The 26,105-nt window shown below is 62.7% G+C and carries 22 protein-coding genes; 6 read left to right on the top strand and 16 right to left on the bottom strand.

From position 1 onward, the window contains the following. Nucleotides 1–25: 25 nt before the first annotated feature. The 8 genes from VIM12_RS04490 to VIM12_RS04455 all read right to left on the bottom strand — a co-directional run bounded on the left by VIM12_RS04490 (nucleotide 26) and on the right by VIM12_RS04455 (nucleotide 9,067). Complete coding sequence (locus tag VIM12_RS04490; RefSeq protein WP_331940496.1) at nucleotides 26–2,881, bottom strand: 2-oxoglutarate dehydrogenase E1 component; 2,856 nt, start codon at nucleotides 2,879–2,881, stop codon at nucleotides 26–28. 225 nt (nucleotides 2,882–3,106) lie between these two features. Beyond that, nucleotides 3,107–4,420 (bottom strand): citrate synthase, encoded by a 1,314-nt coding sequence (gene gltA / locus VIM12_RS04485; RefSeq protein WP_331940416.1) that lies wholly within the window; start codon nucleotides 4,418–4,420, stop codon nucleotides 3,107–3,109. Nucleotides 4,421–4,495: 75 nt separating this feature from the next. Further along, entirely contained in the window at nucleotides 4,496–4,765 is a 270-nt protein-coding gene (locus tag VIM12_RS04480) for a succinate dehydrogenase assembly factor 2 (RefSeq protein ID WP_331940415.1), read from the bottom strand. 90 nt (nucleotides 4,766–4,855) lie between these two features. Next, nucleotides 4,856–5,566: a succinate dehydrogenase iron-sulfur subunit gene (locus VIM12_RS04475; protein WP_331940414.1), complete on the bottom strand. Its 711-nt coding sequence runs from the start codon at nucleotides 5,564–5,566 to the stop codon at nucleotides 4,856–4,858. 9 nt (nucleotides 5,567–5,575) lie between these two features. Then, on the bottom strand, nucleotides 5,576–7,354 hold the full coding sequence (sdhA, locus tag VIM12_RS04470) for a succinate dehydrogenase flavoprotein subunit (protein WP_331940413.1): 1,779 nt from the start codon (nucleotides 7,352–7,354) through the stop codon (nucleotides 5,576–5,578). Between the two features lie 2 nt (nucleotides 7,355–7,356). Continuing rightward, nucleotides 7,357–7,728 (bottom strand): succinate dehydrogenase, hydrophobic membrane anchor protein, encoded by a 372-nt coding sequence (gene sdhD / locus VIM12_RS04465; RefSeq protein ID WP_331940412.1) that lies wholly within the window; start codon nucleotides 7,726–7,728, stop codon nucleotides 7,357–7,359. Between the two features lie 3 nt (nucleotides 7,729–7,731). Further along, nucleotides 7,732–8,139, bottom strand: coding sequence for a succinate dehydrogenase, cytochrome b556 subunit (gene sdhC, locus VIM12_RS04460; protein WP_331940411.1), 408 nt, complete (start codon nucleotides 8,137–8,139; stop codon nucleotides 7,732–7,734). Between the two features lie 136 nt (nucleotides 8,140–8,275). Continuing rightward, nucleotides 8,276–9,067 carry a GntR family transcriptional regulator gene (locus VIM12_RS04455; protein ID WP_331940410.1) on the bottom strand — a complete coding sequence of 264 codons (792 nt, stop codon included), beginning with the start codon at nucleotides 9,065–9,067 and terminating at the stop codon, nucleotides 8,276–8,278. A 275-nt stretch (nucleotides 9,068–9,342) separates the two neighbouring features. Here VIM12_RS04455 and VIM12_RS04450 point away from each other — a divergent pair, with 275 nt between their 5' ends. From VIM12_RS04450 to VIM12_RS04430, 5 genes are all read left to right on the top strand, one after another. Beyond that, entirely contained in the window at nucleotides 9,343–10,332 is a 990-nt protein-coding gene (locus tag VIM12_RS04450) for a malate dehydrogenase (protein WP_331940409.1), read from the top strand. 57 nt (nucleotides 10,333–10,389) lie between these two features. Then, a complete protein-coding gene (locus VIM12_RS04445) occupies nucleotides 10,390–11,367 on the top strand; it encodes an HpcH/HpaI aldolase/citrate lyase family protein (protein WP_331940408.1) in 978 nt (325 codons plus the stop codon). Nucleotides 11,368–11,418: 51 nt separating this feature from the next. Then, on the top strand, nucleotides 11,419–11,877 hold the full coding sequence (locus tag VIM12_RS04440) for a hypothetical protein (RefSeq protein ID WP_331940407.1): 459 nt from the start codon (nucleotides 11,419–11,421) through the stop codon (nucleotides 11,875–11,877). Nucleotides 11,878–11,977: 100 nt separating this feature from the next. Next, entirely contained in the window at nucleotides 11,978–14,692 is a 2,715-nt protein-coding gene (acnA, locus tag VIM12_RS04435; protein WP_331940406.1) for an aconitate hydratase AcnA, read from the top strand. A gap of 141 nt (nucleotides 14,693–14,833) precedes the next feature. Then, nucleotides 14,834–15,055: a hypothetical protein gene (locus VIM12_RS04430; RefSeq protein WP_331940405.1), complete on the top strand. Its 222-nt coding sequence runs from the start codon at nucleotides 14,834–14,836 to the stop codon at nucleotides 15,053–15,055. Between the two features lie 133 nt (nucleotides 15,056–15,188). Here the strand turns inward: VIM12_RS04430 and glmM are convergent, their stop codons facing one another. From glmM to VIM12_RS04410, 4 genes are all read right to left on the bottom strand, one after another. Next, entirely contained in the window at nucleotides 15,189–16,526 is a 1,338-nt protein-coding gene (glmM, locus tag VIM12_RS04425) for a phosphoglucosamine mutase (protein ID WP_331940404.1), read from the bottom strand. A 3-nt stretch (nucleotides 16,527–16,529) separates the two neighbouring features. Continuing rightward, a complete protein-coding gene (gene folP / locus VIM12_RS04420; protein WP_331940403.1) occupies nucleotides 16,530–17,387 on the bottom strand; it encodes a dihydropteroate synthase in 858 nt (285 codons plus the stop codon). A gap of 69 nt (nucleotides 17,388–17,456) precedes the next feature. Further along, nucleotides 17,457–19,343, bottom strand: coding sequence for an ATP-dependent zinc metalloprotease FtsH (ftsH, locus tag VIM12_RS04415; protein WP_331940402.1), 1,887 nt, complete (start codon nucleotides 19,341–19,343; stop codon nucleotides 17,457–17,459). A 141-nt stretch (nucleotides 19,344–19,484) separates the two neighbouring features. After that, a complete protein-coding gene (locus VIM12_RS04410) occupies nucleotides 19,485–20,129 on the bottom strand; it encodes an RlmE family RNA methyltransferase (protein ID WP_331940401.1) in 645 nt (214 codons plus the stop codon). 35 nt (nucleotides 20,130–20,164) lie between these two features. Here VIM12_RS04410 and yhbY point away from each other — a divergent pair, with 35 nt between their 5' ends. Continuing rightward, nucleotides 20,165–20,638 carry a ribosome assembly RNA-binding protein YhbY gene (gene yhbY, locus VIM12_RS04405; RefSeq protein WP_331940400.1) on the top strand — a complete coding sequence of 158 codons (474 nt, stop codon included), beginning with the start codon at nucleotides 20,165–20,167 and terminating at the stop codon, nucleotides 20,636–20,638. Nucleotides 20,639–20,662: 24 nt separating this feature from the next. On the opposite strand, the gene VIM12_RS04400 is transcribed toward yhbY, so the two are convergent. From VIM12_RS04400 to carA, 4 genes are all read right to left on the bottom strand, one after another. Then, complete coding sequence (locus tag VIM12_RS04400; RefSeq protein ID WP_331940399.1) at nucleotides 20,663–21,118, bottom strand: DUF4149 domain-containing protein; 456 nt, start codon at nucleotides 21,116–21,118, stop codon at nucleotides 20,663–20,665. 5 nt (nucleotides 21,119–21,123) lie between these two features. Beyond that, nucleotides 21,124–21,600 carry a transcription elongation factor GreA gene (greA, locus tag VIM12_RS04395; protein WP_331940398.1) on the bottom strand — a complete coding sequence of 159 codons (477 nt, stop codon included), beginning with the start codon at nucleotides 21,598–21,600 and terminating at the stop codon, nucleotides 21,124–21,126. A gap of 98 nt (nucleotides 21,601–21,698) precedes the next feature. Next, a complete protein-coding gene (gene carB / locus VIM12_RS04390; RefSeq protein WP_331940397.1) occupies nucleotides 21,699–24,929 on the bottom strand; it encodes a carbamoyl-phosphate synthase large subunit in 3,231 nt (1,076 codons plus the stop codon). Next, complete coding sequence (gene carA / locus VIM12_RS04385; RefSeq protein ID WP_331940396.1) at nucleotides 24,922–26,073, bottom strand: glutamine-hydrolyzing carbamoyl-phosphate synthase small subunit; 1,152 nt, start codon at nucleotides 26,071–26,073, stop codon at nucleotides 24,922–24,924. The genes carB and carA overlap by 8 nt, the downstream gene beginning before the upstream one ends. Nucleotides 26,074–26,105 lie beyond the last annotated feature (32 nt).

The following is a 26,105-nucleotide window of genomic DNA, read 5'->3' as shown; positions in this document are numbered from 1 at the left end:
CAGCTTCTAGCGCGCCGTCGGGTCTTTACTTCGTCAGGACGAAGCCCTTGAGCTTCGAGAATGCGGTGTCGAGCAATGCCTTCTGCTGCGCGTAGTGCTTGTCGTAATAGCCGACCGCGGGGGAGGCGCTGGCGGGACGACCGGCATAGGCGAGCTTCTGGTCCTCTTCGAGGTTTTCAAAGATGTTGTGCTGAATCTGGAACCATGGTCCCTGGTTCTGCGGCTCGTCCTGCGTCCAGACCAGCTCGGTGAAGTTCGGGAACTTCTTCAGCTCGGCCGCAAACGCCTTGTGCGGGAACGGATACAGCTGCTCGATACGAACGATGGCGACGTCGGACACACCGCGCTCCTTGCGGGCGTTGACCAGGTCGTAGTAAACCTTGCCCGAGCAGGCCAGCACGCGCTTGACCTTCTTCGGATCGATCTTCTCGTCCACTTCACCGATCACGGTCTGGAAGCTGCCCTTGGCCAGTTCGGACAGCGGGGAGCCTGCATCCTTGTTGCGCAGCAGGGACTTCGGCGTTGCGATCACCAGCGGCTTGCGGAACAGGCGGATCATCTGGCGCCGCAGCAGATGGAAGATCTGCGCGGCGGTGGTCGGCTGCACCACCTGCATGTTGTTGTCGGCGCAGAGCTGCAGATAACGCTCGAGTCGAGCGGAGGAGTGCTCCGGGCCCTGCCCTTCATAACCGTGCGGCAGCATCATCACCAGGCCCGATGCACGACCCCATTTCACTTCCCCGGAACTGATGAACTGGTCGATGACGACCTGCGCGCCGTTGGCGAAATCGCCGAACTGCGCTTCCCAGATCGTCAGTGCATTCGGCTCGGCAGTGGAGTAGCCGTATTCGAAGCCGAGCACGGCCTCTTCGGACAGCACCGAGTCGATCACGGCGAACGGCGCCTGGTTCTCGGCCACGTTCTGCAGCGGAATATAGGTGCCGGCATCCCAGCGCTCGCGGTTCTGGTCGTGCAGGACCGCATGGCGGTGCACGAAAGTGCCGCGGCCGGCATCCTGGCCGGTCAGGCGTACGGCGTAGCCGGACGCGACCAGCGACGCATAGGCCAGGTGCTCGCCCATGCCCCAGTCGAGGTTGAGCTCGCCGCGGCCCATGGCCGCACGATCGGCTAGCACCTTCTCCACCAGCGGGTGCACCTTGAAATTCTCCGGCACCCGGGTGATGCGCTCCGCGAGGCGCTTCAACTCCGCCAGCGGCACCGCGGTGTCGGCGGCGTCGGTCCACTTGCGGTTCAGGAACGGCATCCAGTCGACCGCGTACTTGCTCTTGAAGTTGGAGATGACCGGGTCAACCGTATGCCGCCCGGCATCCATGGCGTCGCGATACGCCTTGACCATGACGTCGCCGACGTCCGGCTGGATCGTGCCCTGGGTGATCAGCTTGTCCGCGTAGACCTTGCGGGTACCAGGATGCTGTCCGATCTTCTTGTACATCAGCGGCTGCGTCAGCGCCGGCGTATCCTGCTCGTTGTGGCCCAGCTTGCGGAAGCAGACGATGTCGACGACGATGTCCTTCTTAAATTCCATCCGGTAGTCGAGCGCGATCTGGGTCGCGAACACGACCGCCTCGGGATCGTCGGCGTTCACGTGCAGCACCGGCGCCTCGATCATCTTGACGACGTCGGAGCAGTACAGCGTCGAACGAGAGTCGCGCGGGTCCGAGGTGGTGAAACCGATCTGGTTGTTGATCACGATGTGCACGGTGCCGCCGGTGCCGTAGCCGCGGGTCTGTGCGAGATTGAGGGTTTCCATCACAACGCCCTGACCGGCAAAGGCGGCATCGCCGTGCACCAGGATGGGCAGCACCTGCGAGCCGTCCTTGTCACCGCGGCGATCCATGCGCGCCTTGACCGAGCCTTCGACCACCGGGTTGACGATCTCGAGGTGGGACGGGTTGAACGCAAGCGACAGGTGAACCGGACCGCCGGGGGTCGAGATATCCGAAGAGAAGCCCTGGTGGTACTTGACGTCGCCGGCCGGCAGGTCGTCCGCATGCTTGCCTTCGAATTCGGCGAACAGGTCCTGGGGCATCTTGCCCAGCGTGTTGACCAGCACGTTCAGGCGGCCGCGGTGGGCCATGCCGATCACGATTTCCTGGACGCCCTTCTCGCCCGCACGCTGGATCGTCTCGTCCAGAGAAGCGATGAAGCTCTCGCCGCCTTCCAGCGAAAAGCGCTTCTGTCCGACATAGCGGGTATGGAGGTAACGCTCGAGGCCTTCGGCCGCGGTCAGCCGGTCAAGGATGTGCTTTTTCTTCTCCGCCGAGAAATTCGGGGTGGAACGCACCGACTCGAGCCGCTCCTGGATCCAGCGCTTCTGCGCCGGGTCGCTGATATACATGAACTCCGCGCCGATGGAGCGGCAGTAGGTGTCGCGCAGTGCCTGCAGCAGGTCACGCAGGCTGGCCGTCTCGCCACCGAAGTACGTGTTGCTGATGTTGAACACGATGTCCATGTCGGCATCGGTGAAGCCATAGAAGCTCGGCTCCAGCTCGGGGATGGGCTGGCGCTCCTGCCGTTGCAGCGGATCGAGGTTCGCCCAGCGATTGCCGAGAAAGCGGTAGGCGGCGATCAGCTGCGTGGCGGCAACGCGCTTGCGGCCCATCTCCACGTCCTGCGAGGCGACCACCGTGCGGATCGGGCCCTGCTTGGCGCGTTCGGCGAAGGAAGCGATGACGGGAGCGTGCGCGACGTCGGGCTTGTTGCTGCCGTCCACGGCGGGAACGTGCTGCATCGCATCGAAATAGGCGCGCCAGTTGTCGGGGACCGAACCGGGATTGTTGAGGTAGGCCTCGTACAGTTCTTCCACGTACGGGGCGTTGCCTCCAAACAGGTAGGAGTTGGAGAAGTACTGCTGCATCATCTTGCTCACCTTTCTTCGCGTTTCGCGAGATTAGCGGGTTGATTTAACCTTCCGCGACACGGCCTGACCGGTTAGCGGATCGCACATCAAGTTGTGGGGGAAGGGCTACGTAACGACCTGAGGCGTGTTCCAATTTTGGACACGGTAGCATAGCACATCTGTTGTTGCCAACAAAAAAAGGCGAGCCCTTCGGACTCGCCTTTTGTGGTTTCAAACGCAGTACGTTCAGCCGCGCTTTGCCATCGGCGGGACATCGCGCTTCTCGGCGCCGACGAACAGCTGGCGCGGACGTCCGATCTTCTGCTCGGGATCGGAGATCATCTCGTTCCACTGGGCGATCCAGCCGACGGTGCGCGCCATCGCGAAGATGCCGGTAAACAGCGAGACCGGAATGCCGAGCGCGCGCTGCACGATGCCGGAGTAGAAGTCGACGTTCGGGTACAGCTTGCGCTGCACGAAGTAGTCATCTTCCAGGGCGATCTTCTCCAGTGCCATCGCCAGCTTGAACATCGGATCGTCGTGCAGGCCGAGTTCGTTCAGCACTTCGTGGCAGGTTTCACGCATCAGCTTGGCGCGCGGATCGTAGTTCTTGTACACGCGGTGGCCGAAGCCCATGAGCTTGACGCCGGAGTTCTTGTCCTTGACCTTGGCGATGAACTCGCCGATGCGCTCGACGCCGCCCTGGCGCTGGATGTCTTCCAGCATGTTCAGTGCCGCCTCGTTGGCGCCGCCGTGCGCCGGGCCCCACAGGCAGGCGATGCCGGCGGCGATACATGCGAACGGGTTGGCGCCGGACGAGCCGGACAGCCGCACGGTCGAGGTCGAGGCGTTCTGCTCGTGGTCGGCGTGCAGGATCAGGATACGGTCCAGTGCGCGCACCAGGACGTCGTTGACCTTGTACTCGGCGCATGGGGTCGCGAACATCATGCGCATGAAGTTCGCGCTGTAGGACAGGTCGTTGCGCGGATAGATGAACGGCTGGCCGATCGAGTACTTGTATGCCATCGCCACCAGCGTCGGCATCTTGGCGATCAGGCGGATTGCGGAGACTTCGCGGTGATGCGGGTCGTTGATGTCGAGCGAGTCATGGTAGAACGACGCCAGCGCGCCGACGGTGCCGACCAGGACGGACATCGGGTGCGCGTCGCGACGAAAGCCGCGGAAGAAGAATTGCATCTGCTCGTGCACCATCGTGTGGTTGGTCACGGTGTTGACGAACTTCTCCTTCTCTGCGGCATTCGGCAGCTCGCCGTTCAGCAGCAGGTAGCAGGTCTCGAGGAAATCGCAGTTCACGGCGAGCTGCTCGATCGGGTAACCACGGTACAGCAACTCACCCTTGTCGCCATCGATGTAGGTGATCGACGAATTGCAGGCGGCGGTGGACATGAAACCCGGATCATATGTGAACTTGCCGGTCGCACCGTACAGCTTGCGGATATCAATGACATCCGGACCGATGGATCCCTTGTAGATGGGCAGTTCGAGCGACGGCGAACCGTCGGAGAACGATAGGGTTGCTTTTGTTTCAGAGTTGGTCATGTCTCTTCCTTCTAGTGAGGAGGGGTGAGTCGATTGTAAAAAAACCAAACGCCATACCAGCCTGTGCCGGCTGTTTCAGGCAGCGCGCAGTCTCGTCAGCAACGCATGGACATGCGGAAGATCCACATCGCCCGATGGTTCCTTGCGCGCCAGCAGCAAGTCCATCAAATCATTGTCCGCGAGGTCCATCAGACGCGAAAACGCGTCGACTTCCTCATCGGTCAGTTCGGTTTCGTGCGCATCCAGGAAACGCGTCACGATCAGGTCGTTTTCAAGCAGGCCCCGCCGAGCGCGCCATCGCAGGCGGGCCCGCTTGGCCGGATCGGATTGATGGGTTGGAGACATAAGTTCCCGTTCACTCTATTTCATCAGCCCGGCCGCCGCTGCGACTGGCTCATGAAATAGGCGGAGGCGCCTGCCTCCGCCCGATACGGCTTAGACAGCGCGGCGCACCATCAGCTCTTTGATCTTGCCGATCGCCCGGGTCGGGTTCAGTCCCTTCGGGCAGACGTCGACGCAGTTCATGATGGTGTGGCAGCGGAACAGGCGGTACGGATCCTCGAGGTTATCGAGGCGCTCGCCCGTGGCCTGGTCACGGCTGTCGGCGATGAATCGGTAAGCCTGCAGCAGGCCGGCCGGGCCGACGAACTTGTCCGGGTTCCACCAGAACGACGGGCAGGAGGTCGAGCAGCACGCGCACAGGATGCACTCGTACAGGCCGTCCAGCTCTTCCCGCTCTTCCGGCGTCTGCAGACGCTCCTTCTCGGGCGGAATCGTATCGTTGATCAGGTACGGCTTGACCGAGTGGTACTGCTTGAAGAACTGGGTCATGTCGACGATCAGGTCGCGGATCACCGGCAGACCGGGCAACGGACGCAGCACGATCGGCTCGGTCAGCTCGTTCAGGTTGGTGGTGCAGGCCAGGCCGTTCTTGCCATTGATGTTCATGGCGTCGGAGCCGCACACGCCTTCACGACAGGAGCGGCGCAGGGCGAGCGAGTCGTCGACATCCGACTTGATGCGCTGGAGCGCGTCCAGCAGCATCTTGTCCGTGTCCTGCAGCGTGACCGTCAGATCCTGCATGTAGGGCTTGTCGTCCTTGTCCGGATCGTAACGGTAGATTTTGAATTTCAGGGTACGTGCCATGTTCTTACCTTAGAAAGTACGGGCTTTTGGCTTGAAGGTTTCCACGGTCAGCGGCTTGGTGTTGACCGGCTTGTAATCGAGGCGGTTGCCTTCGGAGAAGAACAGGGAGTGCTTCATCCAGTTCTCGTCGTCGCGCTTCTCGTAGTCGCGGTGCGCGTGGGCGCCGCGCGACTCCTTGCGGGCCGCCGCCGAGACGATGGTGGCCTTCGCGGTCTCGATCAGGTTATCCAGTTCGAGCGCTTCGACGCGCGCGGTGTTGAACACCTTGGACTTGTCCTTGAACGAAACGTGCTTGCGGCGCTCATCCAGCTCCATGATCTTCTTGACCCCGGCCTGCAGCAGCTCGTCGGTCCGGAACACGCCGCAGTACTGCTGCATCGAGGCGCGGATATCGTTGGCGACGTCCTGCACACGCTCCGAACCGGTGCTGGTCTCGAGACGTGCGAGGCGGGACAGCGCGACGTCGGCCGCGTCCGCGGGGAGCGGCTTGTGGTTCTTCTGCTTCAGGTTGCTGGCGACGATGTGGTTGCCTGCCGCGCGGCCGAACACCACCAGGTCGAGCAGCGAGTTGGTGCCGAGGCGGTTGGCGCCGTGGACCGAAACGCACGCGCATTCGCCGATCGCGTACATGCCGTTGACGACCTCGTTGGGGATGCCGTTCTTCGGCGCGACCACCTGGCCGTTGATGTTGGTCGGGATGCCGCCCATCTGGTAGTGGATGGTCGGAACGACCGGAATCGGCTCCTTGGTCGCGTCGACGTTGGCGAACTTGTGGCCAATTTCGAGAATCGACGGCAGGCGCTTGCGGATAGTGTCGGCGCCGATGTGGCGCAGGTCCAGCAGCACGTGGTCCTTGTTCGGACCGCAGCCACGGCCTTCCTTGATCTCCTGGTCCATCGAGCGCGACACGAAGTCGCGCGGCGCGAGATCCTTCAGCGTCGGCGCATAACGCTCCATGAAGCGTTCGCCGTTGGCGTTGATCAGGATGCCGCCTTCGCCGCGCACGCCTTCAGTAATCAGCACGCCGGCACCGGACACGCCGGTCGGGTGGAATTGCCAGAACTCCATGTCCTGCAGCGGGAGGCCGGCGCGTGCCGCCATGCCCATGCCGTCGCCGGTGTTGATGAAGGCGTTGGTCGATGCCGCGAAGATGCGCCCTGCTCCGCCGGTGGCGAACAGCGTGGTCTTCGCTTCGAGAATCATGACGTCGCCGGTTTCCATTTCCAGCGCGACCACGCCGAGCACGTCGCCGTCCTGGTCGCGGATCAGGTCGATCGCCATCCACTCGACGAAGAAATGGGTACGGGCGCGCACGTTGCGCTGGTACAGGGTGTGCAGCAGTGCGTGTCCGGTACGGTCGGCCGCGGCGCATGCGCGCTGCACCGGCTTCTCGCCGAAGTTGGCGGTGTGGCCGCCGAACGGACGCTGGTAGATGGTGCCGTCGGGATTGCGGTCGAAGGGCATGCCGAAGTGCTCGAGCTCGTACACGACCTTGGGCGCCTCGCGGCACATGAACTCAATGGCGTCCTGGTCGCCGAGATAGTCCGAACCCTTGACGGTGTCGAACATGTGCCAGTACCAGTTATCTTCCGACATGTTGCCGAGCGAGGCACCGATGCCGCCCTGGGCGGCGACCGTATGCGAACGGGTCGGGAACACCTTGGACAGCACAGCGACATTGAGGCCGGCTTCCGCCAGCTGCAGCGAGGCGCGCATGCCGGAACCGCCGGCGCCAACGATCACCGCGTCGAAACGGCGGACGGGAAGGGATTGTTTGATTGCCACCACGATTACGCTCTCCAGATAATTTGTGCAGCCCAACCGGCGCAACCGAGCAGCCACAGGATAGTGGCGGCATGGAACACGATACGCAGCGCGATCGAGTTCGAGATGTAGTCCATCCAGATGTTACGCATCCCTACCCAGGCGTGGTAGAACAGCGAAGCGAAGACAGCGAAGGTGATGACCTTGAACCACTGGCGCGAGAACAGCGACGCCCAGCCTTCATAGCTGTAGTTATTGCCCATCATGAAAACCACCAGCAGGATGATCGTGTACGCCGCCATGACGATCGCGGTCACACGTTGCGCGAGCCAGTCGCGCAGACCGTAATGCGCGCCGATGACGAGGCGATTCGGTCCGATATTGTTATTGCTTGCCATTTTTCAGAATGCTCCGAACAGTTTCAAACCGATCAGTGCGGTCAGGGCCAGGCTGACCGCGAATACTGCAACCGTCGTCTTGCGGCTGGACTCCTTGTCGAGGGCAAAGTGAAAGTCCAGGAACAGGTGGCGTATACCGGCGGCGAAGTGGTGCAGATAGGCCCAGACCAGGGCGAGGATGACCAGCTTGACGAACCAGTGCGAGACGAATCCCTTGAAATACTCGAACGAGATTTCCGACATCAGGCTCTGGTCGAGCAGGTACAGGATGAATGGCAGCAGCAGGAACATCAACGCGCCGCTGATGCGATGCAGAATCGATGCGATCGCGGCCAGCGGTAGTCGATAGTGGACGGCCTGAGCAAAGCTCATGACCCCGTGGCGCCGGACTTTTTTCACGGCTTCAGACATGACAAAACCTCCCAGGGCAGAAAAATCCCATAATTTTCGCCGATTTTTCTAAGGCACACCAACTGTTAAATTTGCCGAAAGCAAACAAATTGCCTGTCAATCGGAGAAATCGCGTATCGCCCTCAGATCCGCCCGGTCAGCTCAACTCGTTCAGGTAGTGATGACGGTCGGTCAGGTACAAGCCGCGCCGCACTTCCACCGGCTTGTCGCCGTAGGTATAGGACACGCGCTCGACGCTGAGCAGCGGTGTATTGTGCGCGATATTGAGCAAGTCTGCTGTGGCCGCATCCGCGGCGACAGCCCGGATCTTCTCGGTCGCGCGGATCATGCGCGTGCCGAATTCGGTTTCAAAGAGGCCGTACATCGGCCCCTTGTACTCGACCAGTCGCTCCGCGGTCAGCCCCTTGAAGATTGCTCCTGGCAGCCATAGCTCCTCGACGATCGTCGGCGCCTGCTCGAAAGCCTGTACACGCTTGATGTAGACGACCGAGTCGCCTGACTTGATCTCCAGCAGCCGCGCCACTTCCGCGGGCGCGCGCAGTCTCTTGACTTCCAGGATCTTGTTGTCGGCGTAGTGCGGGTCGCCGGCATCCGGCATCAGCCGCAGGAAACGGAACTGGGCCCGCGCCTCGCTGTGGGTGGCGACGAAGGTCCCCTTGCCCTGGCGGCGTACCACGAGGTTCTCCGCGGCAAGCTCGTCAATCGCCTTGCGCACCGTCCCCTGACTGACCTTGAACCGGTTGGCGAGCTCGACCTCGCTGGGGATCAGCTCGCCCGGCTTCCACTCCCCGGACTGCAGGCTCTGGGTGATCAGCGCCTTGATCTGCTGGTACAGCGGACTGAACGTCGGAGAGGAAGCGGTGGCAGTACCGCCCGCGCCGGCAGCAGGTGCGCCGTTGTTGGCCGGGTTGGTGGTGACGGTACTCATAGTATGCAGATTTCACCACAAAACCGCCTTTGCCGTCTAGCAAAAAAGGCGGTAAGTTGTCTTATATAAGATAGAGGACGTACATTGACATACTGTCCACCTGCGCCTACACTCGCCAGGATGTTTACTCGCGGCAAGCCGAGGCGAGCGTGCCTGCCGTTCCGCCTGTAGGCACGCTGACGCCTGCCGGGTTTCAAAGGTATCATTACAGGCTTGCAGGAATTTAAACAGAATTCGACAGCATCCCGTTTCATTTCCCACTTTGGAGATTCACCATGGCTAAAGCCCCCATGCGCGTGGCCGTCACCGGCGCCGCCGGCCAGATCGGCTACTCCCTGCTGTTCCGCATCGCCAACGGCGATATGCTGGGCAAGGACCAGCCCGTCATCCTGCAACTGCTTGAAATCCCCGACGAAAAGGCCCAGAAGGCGCTCAAGGGCGTGATGATGGAGATCGACGACTGCGCTTTCCCGCTGCTGGCGGGCATGACCGCCCACAGCGACCCGATGACCGCGTTCAAGGACATCGACGTGGCCCTGCTGGTCGGCGCCCGCCCGCGCGGCCCGGGCATGGAACGCAAGGACCTGCTCGAAGCCAATGCGCAGATCTTCACGGTGCAGGGCAAGGCGCTGGACGCGGTCGCCTCGCGCAACGTCAAGGTGCTGGTGGTCGGCAATCCGGCCAATACCAACGCCTACATCGCCATGAAGTCGGCACCCAATCTCCCGGCCAAGAACTTCACCGCCATGCTGCGCCTCGATCACAATCGCGCGCTCTCCCAGGTTGCGCAGAAGACCGGCAAGCCGGTATCGGCCATCGAGAAGCTGTGCGTGTGGGGCAACCATTCGCCGACCATGTACGCCGACTACCGCTTTGCCACGATCGAAGGCAAGTCGGTGAAGGAAATGATCAATGACGACGCATGGAACAAGGACGTGTTCCTGCCAACCGTCGGCAAGCGCGGCGCCGCCATCATCGAGGCGCGCGGCCTGTCGTCGGCCGCCTCGGCAGCGAATGCAGCCATCGACCACGTGCGTGACTGGGTGCTCGGCACCAACGGCAAGTGGACCACGATGGGCATTCCGTCCGACGGCTCCTACGGCATCCCGGAAGGCACCATGTTCGGCTTCCCGGTCACGACGGAGAACGGCGAGTACAAGATCGTCCAGGGACTGGAGATCGATGCATTCTCGCAGGAGCGCATCAACCTCACGCTGAAAGAGCTGATGGAAGAGCGTGACGGCGTCAAGCACCTGGTAGGCTGACCCAGGCACCGGGACGGCGGCGGCGCCGTCGTCCCATTTCCACCCCAGGCATTGCCCATGCATCCTTCCGAGGTCTTGTTCCAGGGAGAACAGCGTCCGGTCTCGATACCGGCCTGCGACCACTACGCGGGCGCCGAGAAACTGATGCGCCGCTCGATCGCCCTGCAACAAGAGCTTGGCCCCGTATTCGACATCACCTTCGACTGCGAAGACGGCGCCAGCGCCGGCAACGAGGAGGCGCACGCCCGGCTCGTCGCTGCCCTCGTCAATTCCGACGACAACCGTTTCGGCCGCATTGGCGCCCGCGTCCATGACCTCGACCATCCCTGCTTCGCGCAGGACGTGGCCATCATCTGCGGCGACGCGGCTCCCCGCCTCGCCTATCTTGTACTCCCCAAGGTCGGCGGCATCGACGACGTACAGCGCGGGATCGACACGGTCAGCCGCCATGCGGCAAGGGCGGGCCGCGACGGTCTGCCGGTCCATGTCCTGATCGAGACGCACGGCGCCCTCGCCGACGTATGGCGTATCGCGGCCCTGCCCCAGGTCGAATGCCTGTCGTTCGGCATCATGGACTTCGTCTCCGCCCACTACGGCGCCATACCCGCCGCGGCGATGCGATCCCCCGGACAGTTTATCCATCCCCTGGTGGCGCGCGCCAAGCTGGAAATCGCCGCCGCCTGCCATGCCTTCGGCAAGACGCCGTCGCATAACGTGACGACGGAGATCAGGGATGCGTCCGCGGCGGGCAAGGACGCCGCCCGTGCCGCCGCGGAGTTCGGCTATACCCGCATGTGGAGCATTCATCCCCATCAGGTCCGTCCCATCCTTGCGGCGATGTCACCCGACAGCGCCGAGGTAGAGGAGGCCGCGGCTATCCTGAACGCCGCACAGGCTGTGGCATGGGGGCCAATCCAGCACAACGGCAGGCTCCACGACCGCGCCAGTTACCGCTACTATTGGATGATTCTGCAGCGAGCGCGCGCCAGCGGCATGCGGTTGCCAGAATCATCAGGAAGTCTTTTTTCAACTTAGCAGCGCATAACAGGAAGTCGAGAGTCCGGCGCCCTACCCAGGAAACATTCGATGAAAACTTTATCAGCAATCGTCCTTGCCATTGCCGGAATCGCTTGCGCCGGTGGCCCGGCGTTCGCCGCAGACGCTCCGGCGAAGCAGGTCAAGAAGGCACCCGCCAAGAAGAAGCAACCGGCCAAGCCGGATGCCGCCGAACACGACGACGGCAAGGAGCCGGACGTCGGCGGCATGACGCCAGTCGCATTCGATTGCGAACTCGGCAACAAACTCACCATCTACAACAATGCGGGCGACGATCAGCAGATCGCGCTGCGATGGAACAAGCGCCTGCATCAGATGACCCGGGTCAGCACGACGACCGGCGCGCATCGCTTCGAGGACAGCAAGAACGGCCTGGTCTGGATCGGCATCCCGGCCAAGGGCATGCTGCTCGACGCGAAGAAGGGCAAGCAGTTGGCCAACGAATGCCGGAACGCCGAGCAGGCCGCCCAGGTCGCCGAGAAGAACTGATGCAAAAAAGCCCGGCGGCGGGCTTGCCCTGCCCGCGCCGCGGCCACAACGATAATTCGACCAACCGCTGTTCAGTTCTAATAATTTAAGGAGTGACTACATGTCCCGCAATACTCTGAACACCCTCAAGGAATTCACGATTTCCGGTGCAAGGAAAGGCAAGCTCTATTCATTGCCCGCGCTCGGGGAAGCGCTCGGCAGGGATATCTCCCGGCTGCCGGTCTCGATCCGGATCGTGCTTGAATCGGTATTGCGGAATTGCGATGGCAAGAAAGTCACCGAAGACCATGTGCGCCAGCTGGCGAACTGGGAACCCGCCGCTGCCCGGGTCGACGAAATTCCGTTCGTCGTCGCCCGTGTGATCCTGCAGGATTTCACCGGCGTCCCGCTGCTCGCCGACCTGGCCGCGATGCGCGGCGTGGCCGAAAAGATGGGCAAGAAGCCCAAGAACATCGAGCCGCTGGTGCCGGTCGACCTGGTCGTCGACCACTCGATCCAGGTGGACTACGCCCGCGTGAAGAATGCGTTGGACCTGAACATGAAGCTGGAATTCCAGCGCAACAACGAGCGCTACCAGTTCATGAAATGGGGCATGCAGGCGTTCGACACCTTCGGCGTCGTACCCCCCGGCTTCGGCATCGTGCACCAGGTCAACCTGGAATACCTGGCGCGCGGCGTGCACAAGAAGGCCGACGTGTACTACCCCGACACCCTGGTCGGCACCGACTCGCACACCACGATGATCAACGGCATCGGCGTCGTCGGCTGGGGCGTCGGCGGCATCGAGGCGGAAGCCGGCATGCTCGGGCAGCCGGTGTACTTCCTGACCCCTGACGTCATCGGCGTCAACCTCACCGGCCAGTTGCGGGAAGGGGTAACCGGAACCGACCTGGTGCTGACGATCACCGAGATGCTGCGCAGGGAAAAAGTGGTGGGCAAGTTCGTGGAGTTCTTTGGCGACGGGCTGACCTCCCTTTCGACCACCGACCGCGCGACGATCGGCAACATGGCGCCGGAATACGGCGCGACGATGGGCTTCTTCCCGGTCGACGAAGCCACCATCGAGTACTTCCGCGGCACCGGCCGCAGCAAGGCGGAGATCGATGCGTTCGAGGCCTACTTCCGTGAACAGGGCATGTTCGGCATCCCGCGGGAAGGCGAGATCGACTATACCAAGGTCGTCACGCTGGACCTGGGCACCGTGGCTCCGTCGCTTGCGGGCCCGAAGCGGCCGCAGGACAGGATCGAGATCGGCAGTGTGAAATCCACCTTCACCGACCTGTTCTCGAAGTCGGTGGCGGAAAACGGCTTCAACAAGAAACCGGAGGACCTGGAGGCCGAATACCGGACGCGTGACGACGTCGCACTGCGCAACGGCGACATCCTCATTGCCGCAATCACTTCCTGCACCAATACATCCAACCCGAACGTCATGCTCGCCGCTGGCCTGCTCGCGAAAAAGGCCGTCGAGGCCGGCCTGGTGGTGGCGCCGCACATCAAGACCTCACTGTCGCCCGGGTCGCGCGTGGTCACCGACTACCTGGAGGCGGCCGGACTGCTGCCCTACCTCGCAAAACTCGGCTTCGCCGTCACTTCCTACGGCTGCTCGACCTGCATCGGCAATTCCGGCGACCTGACGCCGGAACTGAACGATGCCATCGTCGAGAACGACGTGGTTGCCGCCGCAGTCCTGTCCGGCAATCGCAACTTCGAGGCGCGCATCCACCCGAACATCCGGGCCAACTTCCTCGCCTCGCCGCCGCTGGTTGTCGCGTATGCCATCGCCGGCACCGTGTGCCGCGATTTGATGACCGAGCCGGTCGGTAAGGGCAAGGGCGGCCGCGACGTTTACCTGGGCGACATCTGGCCAACTTCCCAGGAGGTCAACCAGCTGGTCGCGAAATTCGCGATGAATCCGGCGAAGTACAAGCAGAACTATGCGGATGTTCAGGCCGCGCCGGGCAAGTTGTGGCAGCAAATCAAGGGTATCGCGCAGGGCGACGTCTACAACTGGCCGAAATCGACCTACATTGCCGAGCCGCCGTTCTTCGAGGGCTTCGAAATGCAGCCGAAGGCGGCTGCCACGACGATCGAAGGCGCCCGCGCGCTCGGCGTGTTCGGTGACTCGATCACCACCGACCACATCTCCCCTGCGGGTTCGATCAAGGAAACCAGTCCGGCCGGGAAGTGGCTGCTGGAGAACGGCGTGCTCAAGGCCGATTTCAACTCCTACGGCTCCCGGCGCGGCAACCACGAGGTGATGATGCGCGGCACCTTTGCCAATGTCCGTATCAAGAACCTGATGATTCCCGCGAAGGAGGACGGGTCGCGGGTCGAAGGCGGCCTCACGATCCATCAGCCTAGCGGCGAGCAGATGTCGATCTATGACGCGGCAATGAAGTACGTCGGCGACGGCGTCCCGACCATGATCTTCGCCGGCGAGGAGTACGGCACCGGGTCGTCGCGCGACTGGGCTGCCAAGGGCACGCAGCTGCTGGGCGTCAAGGCGGTCATCGCCCGCTCATTCGAGCGCATCCACCGTTCCAACCTGGTCGGCATGGGCGTGCTGCCCCTGCAGTTCCTCGGCGACGACAGCGTGGAGACACTCGGCATCACCGGCACCGAAAGCTTCGACCTGGTCGGAATCGAGGACGACATCCGGCCGCAGCAACAAGCGACGCTGGTGATCAAGCGTCCGGATGGCAAGCGCCAGGAAGTAAAAGTCCTGCTGCGGATCGATACGCCGATCGAGGTTGACTACTACAAGCACGGCGGCATCCTCCCGTTCGTGCTGCGCCAGCTGCTGGCAGCCTGATGCCCCCTGCCACCCGCCCATCTTTCCGGCGGGTTGCAAGGCCGGTGTAAGGATGCGCCGGTATTCTCCAGCCCAAGATGAACGCCGGTTTTCCGGCGTTTTGTTCGTCGCTGGTGCGACATAACGATTCGGAGACCTATCATGTGGAAGATTTTTGCCGCGTTCGTCGTATTTGCCGCTGTCGCACTGTTCGTCATCATGAAGGCGGGTGACAAGGTTGACATGCAGGGCGAGGCCGGACACGGACTGCCGACCGACTCGGCCACACATTCGACGCCGGAGACGCCGTCCACCCCGGCAGCACCAGCTGGCCAGGCCGTTCCCGCGGCACCCGCAGGTACTGAGCCCGCGCCGGCCAAGTAAGAGACGCAAGGAAAGCACGCGGCGCGAGAACAGGCGCCGCCAGAAGAAAAGCCGCATGGGATCACCCATGCGGCTTTTCTTGTTTTCCCCGGCGGGCCTGACAGCCAGCCCTTCCGACTCGAGGCGTGCCGGCTCAGGCCGGGATCTTCTCCGCTATACGGCGTGCCATGCGCTCCGCAGTGTCGGCATTTCGCGCCTCCACCATGACGCGGATCAGCGGCTCGGTGCCCGACGCCCGGATCAGCACACGGCCGTCGCCGCCCAGCGCTGCTTCCACGCTATCCTTTTCCGCGACGACGGCATCGTGCTGCGTCCAGTCGAATCCCCGCGCCACCTTCACGTTGACCAGGCTCTGCGGGAACAAGGTCAGATCCGCCGTTACCTCGGCCAGGGTCTTGCCGCTACGCTTGAGTGCGGACAAGACCTGCAGCGCGGAGATAATGCCGTCGCCGGTCGTGTGCTTGTCAAGGAACAGCAGATGGCCGGAGCCTTCGCCGCCGATCAGCCAGCCGCGCTCTTGCAGCACCTCCAGCACATAGCGGTCGCCAACCTTGGCACGGGCAAAGCCGATACCCATCTCACGGAAAGCCACTTCCAGCGCCATGTTCGTCATCAGCGTGCCGACAGCTCCCTTCACGCGGGACGTTGCCGACCGGTCCTTCACCATCACGTAGAGCAGTTCATCGCCGTTGTACACGCGGCCGCTGGCGTCGACCATGATCAGGCGGTCGGCGTCGCCGTCCAGCGCAATCCCGAGGTCGGCCTTGTGTTCCTTCACGGCGGCGGACAGCGCCGCAGGCGCAGTCGCGCCGACACCGTCGTTGATATTGAAGCCGTTCGGCTTGTCGCCGATGGCGACGACTTCGGCGCCGAGCTCGTGAAAAACGTCGGGTGCGATGTGATATGCCGCGCCGTGGGCACAGTCGACCACGATCTTCAGCCCGCGCAAGTCGAGCTCGGTCGGAAAGGTGCTCTTGCAGAATTCGATGTAGCGCCCCTGTGCATCCGGAAGACGCTTGGCACGGCCGAGCTTTTCGGAGCTGACGCACGACATCGGTTCCTCGAGCTGTGCTTCGATCGCCGCTTCCACCGCGTCCGGAAGCTTGTTGCCGGATGCGGAGAAGAACTTGATGCCGTTGTCCTGATACGGGTTGTGCGAGGCGGAGATGACGACGCCGGCGGACAGGCGGAGGGCACGCGTCAGATAGGCGATGGCCGGTGTCGGCATCGGGCCGGCGAGGGTGACATCGACGCCGGCAGCGGAAAACCCCGCTTCGAGCGCCGCCTCGAGCATGTAGCCGGAGATGCGGGTGTCCTTGCCGATCAACACCGTCGGGCGGCCGCTCGCAGTCTCGGCCTGTGCCAACACCTTCCCCGCGGCGTAACCCAGCTTCATCACCAGGTCCGGCGTAATCGGCAGCGTCCCTACCCTGCCCCTGACGCCGTCGGTTCCAAAATATTTTCGTGTCATTTCTTACCCTTGAGTGTTTGCCTGGATCGCCTGCCAGACCTTCAATGCGTCCACGGTCTCTGCCACGTCATGCACCCGTACGATGGCGGCGCCACGCGCTACGGCAGCCAGCGCTGCAGCAACGCTCCCGGCTCCCCGCCGCCCGACCGGCTTGCCGGTGATCGAACCGATCATCGATTTGCGGGACAGCCCCGCAAGCACAGGCAAGCCGCAGTTGTCGCGCAGGTCGCCGACCGCACGCAGCAGGTCGAGATTGTGCACGAGCGTCTTGCCGAATCCAAAGCCAGGGTCGATGCAGAGGCGCTCCGGTACGATGCCTGCCTGTTCCGCAGCGGCGCGCCGTTCGCGCAGGAAAGCGCCGACCTCGGCAACGACGTCGTCATAATGCGGCGCCGCCTGCATGGTCTGCGGATCGCGCAGCATATGCATGATACACAATGCACTCTCACCCTGGTTGACTGCACTCAACGCGCCCGGAGCGCGAAACCCGTTGACATCGTTCACCATGTCCGCACCGGCATCGACTGCCGCACGCATGACCCGCGGCTCCCTCGTATCGATCGAAATCGCCTTGCCGCAATCCCGCAGCGCGTACAGCGCCGGCATTACGCGCCGCAATTCTTCCTCCAGCGGCGGCGGCCGTGATCCCGGGCGGGTCGATTCGCCGCCGATGTCGATGATGTCGACACCGTCCGCGATCATCTGCTCGGCGTGTGACAGCGCCGAGTCGAGTGCCTGGAATCGTCCTCCGTCCGAGAAGGAGTCAGGCGTGACGTTGAGTATTCCCATCACCAGCGGCCGGGCTGCCTCACCCTCCAGCGGGAAGCGGTAGCGGCCGCATTGCAGATACCTCGTTTTCATTCCGTAGACAAACAAAAAGGGCGAGGATTACTCCTCACCCTTGTGGTGAAAGACCGTCGCTGCCGCCGGTCAGGCGGGAGCGGTAGCATTCGGCGAGACGCCGCCGGAAGAACTGTCCGACGCCGCACGCTTCGCCGGTACGCCTGCCTTGGGCGGACGCGGCTCCCGACCTTCCATGATGTCGCTGATCTGGTCAGCGTCGAGGGTTTCCCACTCGAGCAGCGCATTGGCCATGACTTCAACCTTGTCGCGATTCTCTTCGAGCAGGCGGCGCGACAGCGCATACTGGCCATCAAGGATTGCACGGATCTCGGTGTCGACCTTCTGCTGGGTGGCCTCGGACACGGTCTTCGACGACATGCGTCCGAAGTAGGCATCCTGCTCGCTGTCCTCATACACCATGGTGCCGAGCGATTCCGACATGCCGTAGCGGGTCACCATCGCCCGTGCAAGCTTGGTCGCCCGCTCGAAATCGTTGGACGCGCCGGTGGACATCTGGTGCATGAAGATCTCCTCGGCGATACGACCGCCAAACAGAATGGCGATCTCTTCGAGCATCTTGTCCTTGTACATGTTGACGCGGTCATGCTCCGGCAACTGCCAGGTCAGGCCGAGGGCGTATCCGCGCGGCATGATCGTGACCTTGTGCACCGGGTCGGCCTTCGGCAACAGCTTCGCCACCACCGCGTGGCCGGACTCGTGGAAGGCGGTGTTGCGGCGCTCTTCCTCGCGCATGACGGCGGACTTGCGTTCAGGGCCCATCACGATCTTGTCCTTGGCGTCCTCGAAGTCCTGCATCTCCACCAGGCGCTTGTTGCGGCGCGCCGCGAAGAGCGCGGCCTCGTTCACGAGGTTGGCGAGGTCCGCTCCGGAGAAGCCGGGGGTTCCGCGAGCCAGGATGTCCGCCTTGACGTCCGGCGCGATCGGCACCTTCCGCATGTGGACATAAAGGATCTGCTCGCGGCCACGGATGTCGGGCAGGCCGACCATCACCTGGCGGTCGAAGCGGCCCGGGCGCAGCAGCGCCTTGTCCAGCACGTCCGCACGGTTGGTGGCGGCGATCACGATCACGCCCGAGTTCGCTTCGAAACCGTCCATTTCGACGAGCAGCTGGTTCAGCGTCTGCTCGCGCTCGTCGTTGCCGCCGCCCATGCCGGCGCCGCGATGGCGGCCGACCGCGTCGATCTCGTCGATGAAGATGATGCAAGGCGAATGCTTCTTTGCATTCTCGAACATGTCACGTACGCGCGAAGCGCCAACGCCGACGAACATCTCGACGAAGTCGGAGCCGGAGATCGTGAAGAACGGCACCTTGGCTTCCCCCGCAATCGCGCGGGCAAGCAGCGTCTTGCCGGTGCCGGGCGGGCCGACCATCAGCACGCCGCGCGGGATGCGCCCGCCCAGTTTCTGGAACTTGGTGGGATCGCGCAGGAAGTCGACCAGCTCCTGGACCTCCTCCTTCGCCTCGTCACAGCCCGCGACATCGGCAAACGTCACCGTGTTGCTCGCCTCATCCAGCATGCGCGCCTTCGAGCGGCCGAAGGAAAATGCGCCGCCCTTGCCGCCGCCCTGCATCTGGCGCATGAAGAACACCCAGACGCCGATCAGCAGCAGCATCGGGAACCAGGAGATGAATACCTGCGAGAGGAAGGATTGCTCTTCCGGCTGCTTGACGTCGAACTTGACGCCGTTATTGATCAGGTCGCCGATCAGGCCCCGGTCGAGGTAGGTGACAGCGGTCTTGATGCGGGCACCGTCATTGGTCACGGCAACGATCGTGCGGTCCTCGATGGTCGCTTCACGAATCTGCTTGGCCTGCACCTTGTCCAGGAAGTCCGAATACGGGATCGGAGCCGCGCCTCCGGCCAGCGTGCGCCCGTCGAACTGCTTGAAGACGGTGAAGAGCACCAGGGCGATCACGACCCAGATCGCGGCTTTCGAAAACATGTTGTTCACTAGAACTCCTTAGACGCGCGCGCGCCTATTTACATAACTTGTAAAAATGATTCTACCCGCAATGCAGGGCGCTTGCTAGGCATCACATGCGGCCGGGGGCAACGGAAATCAAGGATTGTCAACTAATTAATTGACTTGCTGCTACGAGGGATTTTTAAGAACTTTGCCGAGCAAAAAGACTTCCGAGGACTTATCCCTGCTGGCTTTCGGCTTCTTCTGGACGACGGTCTTGAACTCCTGGCGGAATTTCTCTACGAGCTGGGTGAAACCCGTCCCGTTGAAGCATTTGACGAGCAGTGAACCGGAAGGTTTCATGTGCGCTTTCGCAAAATCGATGGCGAGATCGATGATATGCTCGACGCGGGCCGCGTCCGAGATGGCGACGCCGGACAGGTTCGGCGCCATATCGGACAGCACCAGATCGACCTTGCGCCCCGCCAGCACCTCCTCGAGCTGCTCCAGCGTGCCCTGCTCCCGGAAATCGCCCTGAATGAAATGCACATCGGCGATCGGCTCCATCGGCAGCATGTCCAATCCGATGATCACCCCGCTGATGCCGCCGCCGACCTGGCCCGACAGCTTGTTGCGTGCATACTGCGACCAGCTTCCCGGGGTGCACCCGAGGTCGACGATGACCTGGCCCGGCCGGATCAGCTTTTCACTTTCGTCGATTTCCTTCAGCTTGTAGGCCGCGCGCGCGCGGTATCCCTCCTTCTGCGCAAGCTTCACGTACGGGTCGTTGATGTGGTCGTGCAGCCAGTTTTTGTTGAATTTGTTCTTTGCCATTCGCGTAGAATACCGCTTTTGAGGAATCGTTAAACATGTTGAAACTGACACCCGCGGAGCGTAGCGCGCTTCGTTCCGAAGCCCATGCGCTGAACCCGGTGGTGATCGTCGGCGAAGCCGGCCTTACACCCGCCGTACTGAAGGAGATCGACGCCAGCCTCAACGCCCACGGCCTCATCAAGGTGCGCGTATTCGGCGACGACCGCGAAGCCCGCATCGGGATGTACGAGCAGATCTGCGCAGAACTCGACGCCGCGCCGATCCAGCATATCGGCAAGCTCCTGGTGATGTACCGTCCGAAGAAGGAGGCGGTGAAGGAGCGCAGCGAAAAGCGCGGCAAGGGCATGCGGGAAGTCACCATCGTCAAGCCCAGTCCAAGCGGCACCAAGCGCCCGACAGTCAAGAAGGTCGTCCTCAAGGGCAATGAGCGGGTGACCGCAGGCGGCAACATCAAGCGCGCAAAACCGCGCCAGACCAGCAGCAAGAAATCGGCACTCGGCCGCGGCTGACAGGCAGGCGATTGTGCTGCGCCATCAACGCAGGCGCACCCGCAACAACAGCACCACGCCGAGCAGGCTTTGAATCAGGTACAGGGCGCTGGCTACCCCGTGCAACAGGCCGAAGCGCGCACGCGCATCGGCATCCATCACGCGACCAGGACCCGCCGACGCGCGCAGGTCCGCCATAAATGGCTGCAACGCGAAAAACCCTATCGCGGTGCACGCCAGCATGGCGACGACAATCGCCACCAGCTGACGCCGGCGCCGCACTTCTTCCACGGCCCCCGACAGCAGGAACATCCCGAGCAGGACCAGGCCACAGGCCAGCGTCAACCATGCCTCGACGCGAAACAGCCGGCCCGCGATAGTGCCTGCGAGCGCGCGATCGGCAAGGGTTGCGAACAGTGTCGGCGCCACCAGGTAGCCGACCGTCCAGAGACTCCCAACCCATGCGGTGACGACGAGCAGGACGACGCGCGAGGCGAGCATGGCGTTCAGATGTAGCGGACTTCGAGGATTTCGTACTCGCGAATGCCGGACGGCGCGTTGACTTCCACGACATCGCCCGCGTACTTGCCAATCAGGGCGCGCGCGATCGGCGATGTGATCGATACCTTCTGCTCCTTCAGGTCGGCTTCGTCTTCGCCGACGATCTGATAGGTCACGTTCTGGGACGATTCGAGGTCTTCCAGATCGACGGTCGATCCGAACACCACCCTGCCCTCGGCATCCAGCAGCGCGGGATCGATGATTTGTGCAGCGCTCAGCTTGCCTTCGAGTTCGGCGATGCGTCCCTCGATGAATGCCTGGCGCTCCTTGGCCGCATCGTACTCGGCGTTCTCGGAGAGGTCGCCCTGGGCGCGTGCTTCGGAGATGGCATTGATGACGGCCGGGCGGTCCTTGGTTTTCAGGCGCTGCAGTTCTTCTTTCAGGCGCTCGGCGCCGCGTTTCGTAATTGGAACAGTGCTCATGGTTTTCTTGGACAAAATGAAAACCACAGAGGTCACAAACGACCCCGGAAACTCCGGAATCTTCTGTGACCTCTGTGGCGGACGTCGAATTGTGGAACTTAGTGTAAAGACTTATGCAGGCCTTGTAAATCGTAGACATGCAGTTCATCGAGGTGGCGCATGCCTTCGACCGCGGCTTCCGCCCCGGCGATGGTCGTGTACGTCGTCGCACGCGCCAGCAGCGCGGAGGTGCGGATGGCGCGCGAATCGGCGATTGCCGTGCGCTTCTCCTCCACGGTATTGATGACCAGGACAATCTCGTTGTTCTTGATCATGTCGACCACGTGCGGACGGCCTTCGACCACCTTGTTGATGGTCTCCACCGGGATGCCGGCGGCGGCGATCGCGCTCGCGGTACCCTTGGTCGCCACCAGCGCGAAGCCGAGCTCGACCAGGTCCTTCGCCACCTGCACGGCGCGCGGCTTGTCGCTGTTCTTGACGCTGAGGAAAACCTTGCCCGACTTCGGCAGCTTGACCCCGGCCCCAAGCTGGGATTTCACGAAGGCCTCGCCGAAGGTCTTGCCGACGCCCATGACTTCACCGGTCGACTTCATCTCCGGTCCGAGGATGGTATCCACGCCCGGGAACTTGTTGAACGGGAAAACCGCTTCCTTGACGCTATAGTACGGCGGCACGACCTCGTTCTTGATGCCCTGGCTGTCGAGCGACTGGCCGACCATGCAGCGCGCGGCGATCTTCGCCAGCGGCAGTCCGGTGGCCTTCGACACGTACGGCACGGTGCGCGATGCGCGCGGGTTCACTTCCAGCACGAAGACGATGTCCTGCAGCTTGCCGTCGATTTCCTGCTGCTGGATCGCGAACTGCACGTTCATCAGGCCGACCACGTTCAGGCCCTTGGCCATGGCAGCGGTCTGGCGCTTGAGCTCGTCGATGGTCTCCTGCGACAGCGAGTACGGCGGCAGCGAGCAGGCGGAGTCGCCCGAGTGCACGCCGGCCTGCTCGATGTGTTCCATCACGCCGCCGATGAAGGTGCGCTGGCCATCGGACAGGCAGTCGACGTCGACTTCGATCGCGTCATTGAGGAAGCGGTCGAGCAGCACCGGGGAGTCGTTCGACACCTTGACCGCTTCGCGCATGTAGCGCTCGAGATCGCGCTGCTCATGGACGATTTCCATCGCGCGGCCGCCCAGCACGTAGGACGGGCGGACCACCAGCGGATAGCCGATTTCCTGCGCCAGGCGCAGTGCTTCTTCTTCGGTGCGCGCGGTGCGGTTCGGCGGCTGGCGCAGTCCGAGGTCCTGCAGCAGCTTCTGGAAGCGCTCGCGGTCTTCCGCGGCGTCGATCATGTCCGGGGAGGTGCCGACGATAGGCACACCGTTGGCTTCCAGGTCGAGCGCCAGCTTCAGCGGCGTCTGGCCGCCGTACTGCACGATCACGCCGTAGGGCTTTTCCTTGTCGACGATTTCCAGCACGTCTTCCAGCGTCAGCGGCTCGAAGTAGAGGCGGTCGGAAGTATCGTAGTCGGTCGACACGGTCTCCGGATTGCAGTTGACCATGATGGTCTCATAACCGTCCTCGCGCATCGCCAGCGCCGCGTGCACGCAGCAGTAGTCGAACTCGATACCCTGGCCGATGCGGTTCGGACCGCCGCCGAGCACCATGATCTTCTTCTTGTCGGTCGGTTGCGATTCGCACTCTTCGTCGTAGGACGAATACATGTAGGCGGTGCGGGTCGCGAATTCGGCCGCGCAGGTATCGACGCGCTTGTAGACCGGGCGGATGCCGAGCTCGCGGCGGCGCTCGCGCACCGCCTTGTCGGTGGTTTTCAGCAGCTTGGCCATGCGGCGGTCTGAGAAGCCCTTCTGCTTCAGCTTGAACAGCGTGGATTTCTCCAGCTCGTCCAGCTTCTGGCTTTCCAGCCACAGCTCGATATCGACGATTTCCTTGATCTGCACCAGGAACCACGGGTCGATGTGCGTCAGCTGGTGCACTTCTTCCAGCGAGAAGCCCTGGGCGAAGGCGTCGCCAACATACCAGATGCGTTCCGGTCCGGGTTCGCCAAGCTGCTCCTCGATGGTCTCGCGGTCGGTGGTCTTCTCATTCATGCCGTCGACGCCGACCTCGAGGCCGCGCAGCGCCTTCTGGAACGACTCCTGGAAGGTACGGCCGATCGCCATCACCTCGCCCACCGACTTCATCTGGGTGGTGAGGTGGCTGTCCGCGGTCGGGAATTTCTCGAACGCGAAGCGGGGCACCTTGGTGACCACGTAGTCGATGCTCGGCTCGAACGAGGCCGGGGTCTGGCCGCCGGTGATCTCGTTGCGCAGCTCGTCGAGCGTGAAGCCGACGGCCAGCTTGGCCGCCACTTTCGCAATCGGGAAACCGGTGGCCTTGGACGCCAGCGCCGACGAACGCGACACGCGGGGGTTCATTTCGATGACGATCATGCGGCCGTCCTTCGGATTGACGGCGAACTGCACGTTGGAGCCGCCGGTATCCACGCCGATCTCGCGCAGCACCGCCAGCGAAGCGTTGCGCATGATCTGGTATTCCTTGTCGGTCAGGGTCTGTGCCGGGGCGACGGTGATCGAGTCGCCGGTGTGCACGCCCATCGGATCGAGGTTCTCGATCGAGCAGACGATGATGCAGTTGTCCTTCTTGTCGCGCACCACCTCCATCTCGTACTCTTTCCAGCCGATGAGCGATTCCTCGATCAGCAGTTCGGAGGTCGGCGAGGCTTCCAGGCCGCGCTTGCAGATGGTCTCGAACTCTTCCGGGTTATAGGCGATGCCGCCGCCGGTGCCGCCCATGGTGAACGACGGACGGATGATGACCGGGAAGCCGATCTCGCGCTGCACTGCCCAGGATTCGTCCATGGTGTGGGCGACGCCGGAACGGGCCGAGCCGAGGCCGATCTTGGTCATCGCCTGCTTGAACTTGGAACGGTCCTCGGCCTTGTCGATTGCTTCCGGCGTGGCGCCGATCAGCTCGCAGCCGTACTTGGTCAGCACACCGTTGCGGTGCAGGTCGAGCGCGCAATTGAGCGCGGTCTGGCCGCCCATCGTCGGCAGGATGGCGTCGGGACGCTCCTTGGCGATGATGCGCTCCACCACCTGCCAGGTGATCGGCTCGATGTAGGTGACGTCGGCCATCTCCGGGTCGGTCATGATGGTCGCCGGATTGCTGTTGACCAGCACCACGCGGTAGCCCTCTTCGCGCAGTGCCTTGCAGGCCTGGGCGCCGGAGTAGTCGAATTCGCAGGCCTGGCCGATGATGATCGGGCCGGCGCCAATGATCAGGATGCTTTTGATGTCTGTGCGCTTAGGCATTTTTGTGTTTCTCCATCATCGCCACGAAGCGATCAAACAGGGGGGCGACGTCGGTCGGACCGGGCGATGCCTCGGGGTGACCCTGGAAGCAGAATGCGGGCTTGTCGGTACGCTCGAAGCCCTGCAGCGAATTGTCGAACAGCGATACGTGCGTCACGCGGCAGTTGACCGGCAGCGTCGACTGGTCCACTGCAAAGCCGTGGTTCTGCGAGGTGATCAGCACCTGTTTCGTATCCAGGTCCTGCACCGGGTGATTTGCGCCGTGGTGGCCGAACTTCATCTTGAGCGTCTTCGCGCCGGATGCCAGCGCCATGATCTGGTGGCCGAGGCAGATGCCGAAAGTCGGAATGCCGCGCTCGATCAGTTCCTTGCTGGCGGCGATCGCGTAGTCGCAGGGCTCCGGGTCGCCGGGGCCGTTTGCCAGGAAGATGCCGTCCGGGTTGAGCGCCAGCGCATCGGCGGCAGTCGACTGCGCAGGCAGCACGGTGACCTTGCAGCCGCGCGAGGCGAGCATGCGCAGGATGTTGCGCTTGACGCCATAGTCGAAGGCGACCACATGGTACTTGGGATCGCTCAGCTGGCCGTTGCCCTCTCCCAGCTTCCATTCGGTCTCGGTCCAGACGTAGGGCTCCTTGGTGGAGACCACCTTCGCCAGGTCCATGCCTGCAAGGCCGGGGAAGGACTTCGCCAGTGCCAGCGCTTTCTCGACATCGGCCTCGCCCGCGAGAATGGCGCCGTTCTGCGCGCCCTTTTCGCGCAGGATGCGGGTCAGCTTGCGGGTGTCGATGCCGGCGATACCGACCACGTTCTGCGCCTTCAGGTAGTCGGACAGGCTTTGCTCGGAACGGAAGTTCGAGGTCATCAGCGGCAGGTCCTTGATGATCAGTCCTGCGGCGTGGATCTTCGAAGCTTCGGTGTCTTCGGTGTTGACGCCGACGTTGCCGATATGCGGGTAGGTCAGCGTGACGATCTGGCGGCTGTAGCTGGGATCGGTCAGGATTTCCTGGTAACCGGTCATTGCCGTGTTGAACACGACCTCACCGATCGTATGACCGGGAGCACCGATGGAAAAACCCTGGAAAATCGACCCGTCTGCGAGCGCAAGGATGGCCGGTACTGAGTGGCCAGAAAAAAATGGCAGCAAGGGTAACTCCTGAGATGGTTACCGCCGCTGCG

The organism is Noviherbaspirillum sp., assembly GCF_036563305.1.
GTDB lineage: Bacteria > Pseudomonadota > Gammaproteobacteria > Burkholderiales > Burkholderiaceae_D > Noviherbaspirillum.
The sequence above is the reverse complement of the archived record's forward strand: the minus strand, read 5'-3'. Positions and strand labels throughout refer to the sequence as shown.

Bases quoted from the DNA above. Each gene is read 5' to 3' on its own strand.
- VIM12_RS04490 (WP_331940496.1), bottom strand. From the start codon at position 2,881: ATGATGCAGCAGTACTTCTCCAACTCCTACCTGTTTGGAGGCAACGCC.
- gltA (WP_331940416.1), bottom strand. From the start codon at position 4,420: ATGACCAACTCTGAAACAAAAGCAACCCTATCGTTCTCCGACGGTTCG.
- VIM12_RS04480 (WP_331940415.1), bottom strand. From the start codon at position 4,765: ATGTCTCCAACCCATCAATCCGATCCGGCCAAGCGGGCCCGCCTGCGA.
- VIM12_RS04475 (WP_331940414.1), bottom strand. From the start codon at position 5,566: ATGGCACGTACCCTGAAATTCAAAATCTACCGTTACGATCCGGACAAG.
- sdhD (WP_331940412.1), bottom strand. From the start codon at position 7,728: ATGGCAAGCAATAACAATATCGGACCGAATCGCCTCGTCATCGGCGCG.
- sdhC (WP_331940411.1), bottom strand. From the start codon at position 8,139: ATGTCTGAAGCCGTGAAAAAAGTCCGGCGCCACGGGGTCATGAGCTTT.
- VIM12_RS04455 (WP_331940410.1), bottom strand. From the start codon at position 9,067: ATGAGTACCGTCACCACCAACCCGGCCAACAACGGCGCACCTGCTGCC.
- VIM12_RS04450 (WP_331940409.1), top strand. From the start codon at position 9,343: ATGGCTAAAGCCCCCATGCGCGTGGCCGTCACCGGCGCCGCCGGCCAG.
- VIM12_RS04445 (WP_331940408.1), top strand. From the start codon at position 10,390: ATGCATCCTTCCGAGGTCTTGTTCCAGGGAGAACAGCGTCCGGTCTCG.
- VIM12_RS04440 (WP_331940407.1), top strand. From the start codon at position 11,419: ATGAAAACTTTATCAGCAATCGTCCTTGCCATTGCCGGAATCGCTTGC.
- acnA (WP_331940406.1), top strand. From the start codon at position 11,978: ATGTCCCGCAATACTCTGAACACCCTCAAGGAATTCACGATTTCCGGT.
- VIM12_RS04430 (WP_331940405.1), top strand. From the start codon at position 14,834: ATGTGGAAGATTTTTGCCGCGTTCGTCGTATTTGCCGCTGTCGCACTG.
- glmM (WP_331940404.1), bottom strand. From the start codon at position 16,526: ATGACACGAAAATATTTTGGAACCGACGGCGTCAGGGGCAGGGTAGGG.
- folP (WP_331940403.1), bottom strand. From the start codon at position 17,387: ATGAAAACGAGGTATCTGCAATGCGGCCGCTACCGCTTCCCGCTGGAG.
- VIM12_RS04410 (WP_331940401.1), bottom strand. From the start codon at position 20,129: ATGGCAAAGAACAAATTCAACAAAAACTGGCTGCACGACCACATCAAC.
- yhbY (WP_331940400.1), top strand. From the start codon at position 20,165: ATGTTGAAACTGACACCCGCGGAGCGTAGCGCGCTTCGTTCCGAAGCC.
- VIM12_RS04400 (WP_331940399.1), bottom strand. From the start codon at position 21,118: ATGCTCGCCTCGCGCGTCGTCCTGCTCGTCGTCACCGCATGGGTTGGG.
- greA (WP_331940398.1), bottom strand. From the start codon at position 21,600: ATGAGCACTGTTCCAATTACGAAACGCGGCGCCGAGCGCCTGAAAGAA.
- carB (WP_331940397.1), bottom strand. From the start codon at position 24,929: ATGCCTAAGCGCACAGACATCAAAAGCATCCTGATCATTGGCGCCGGC.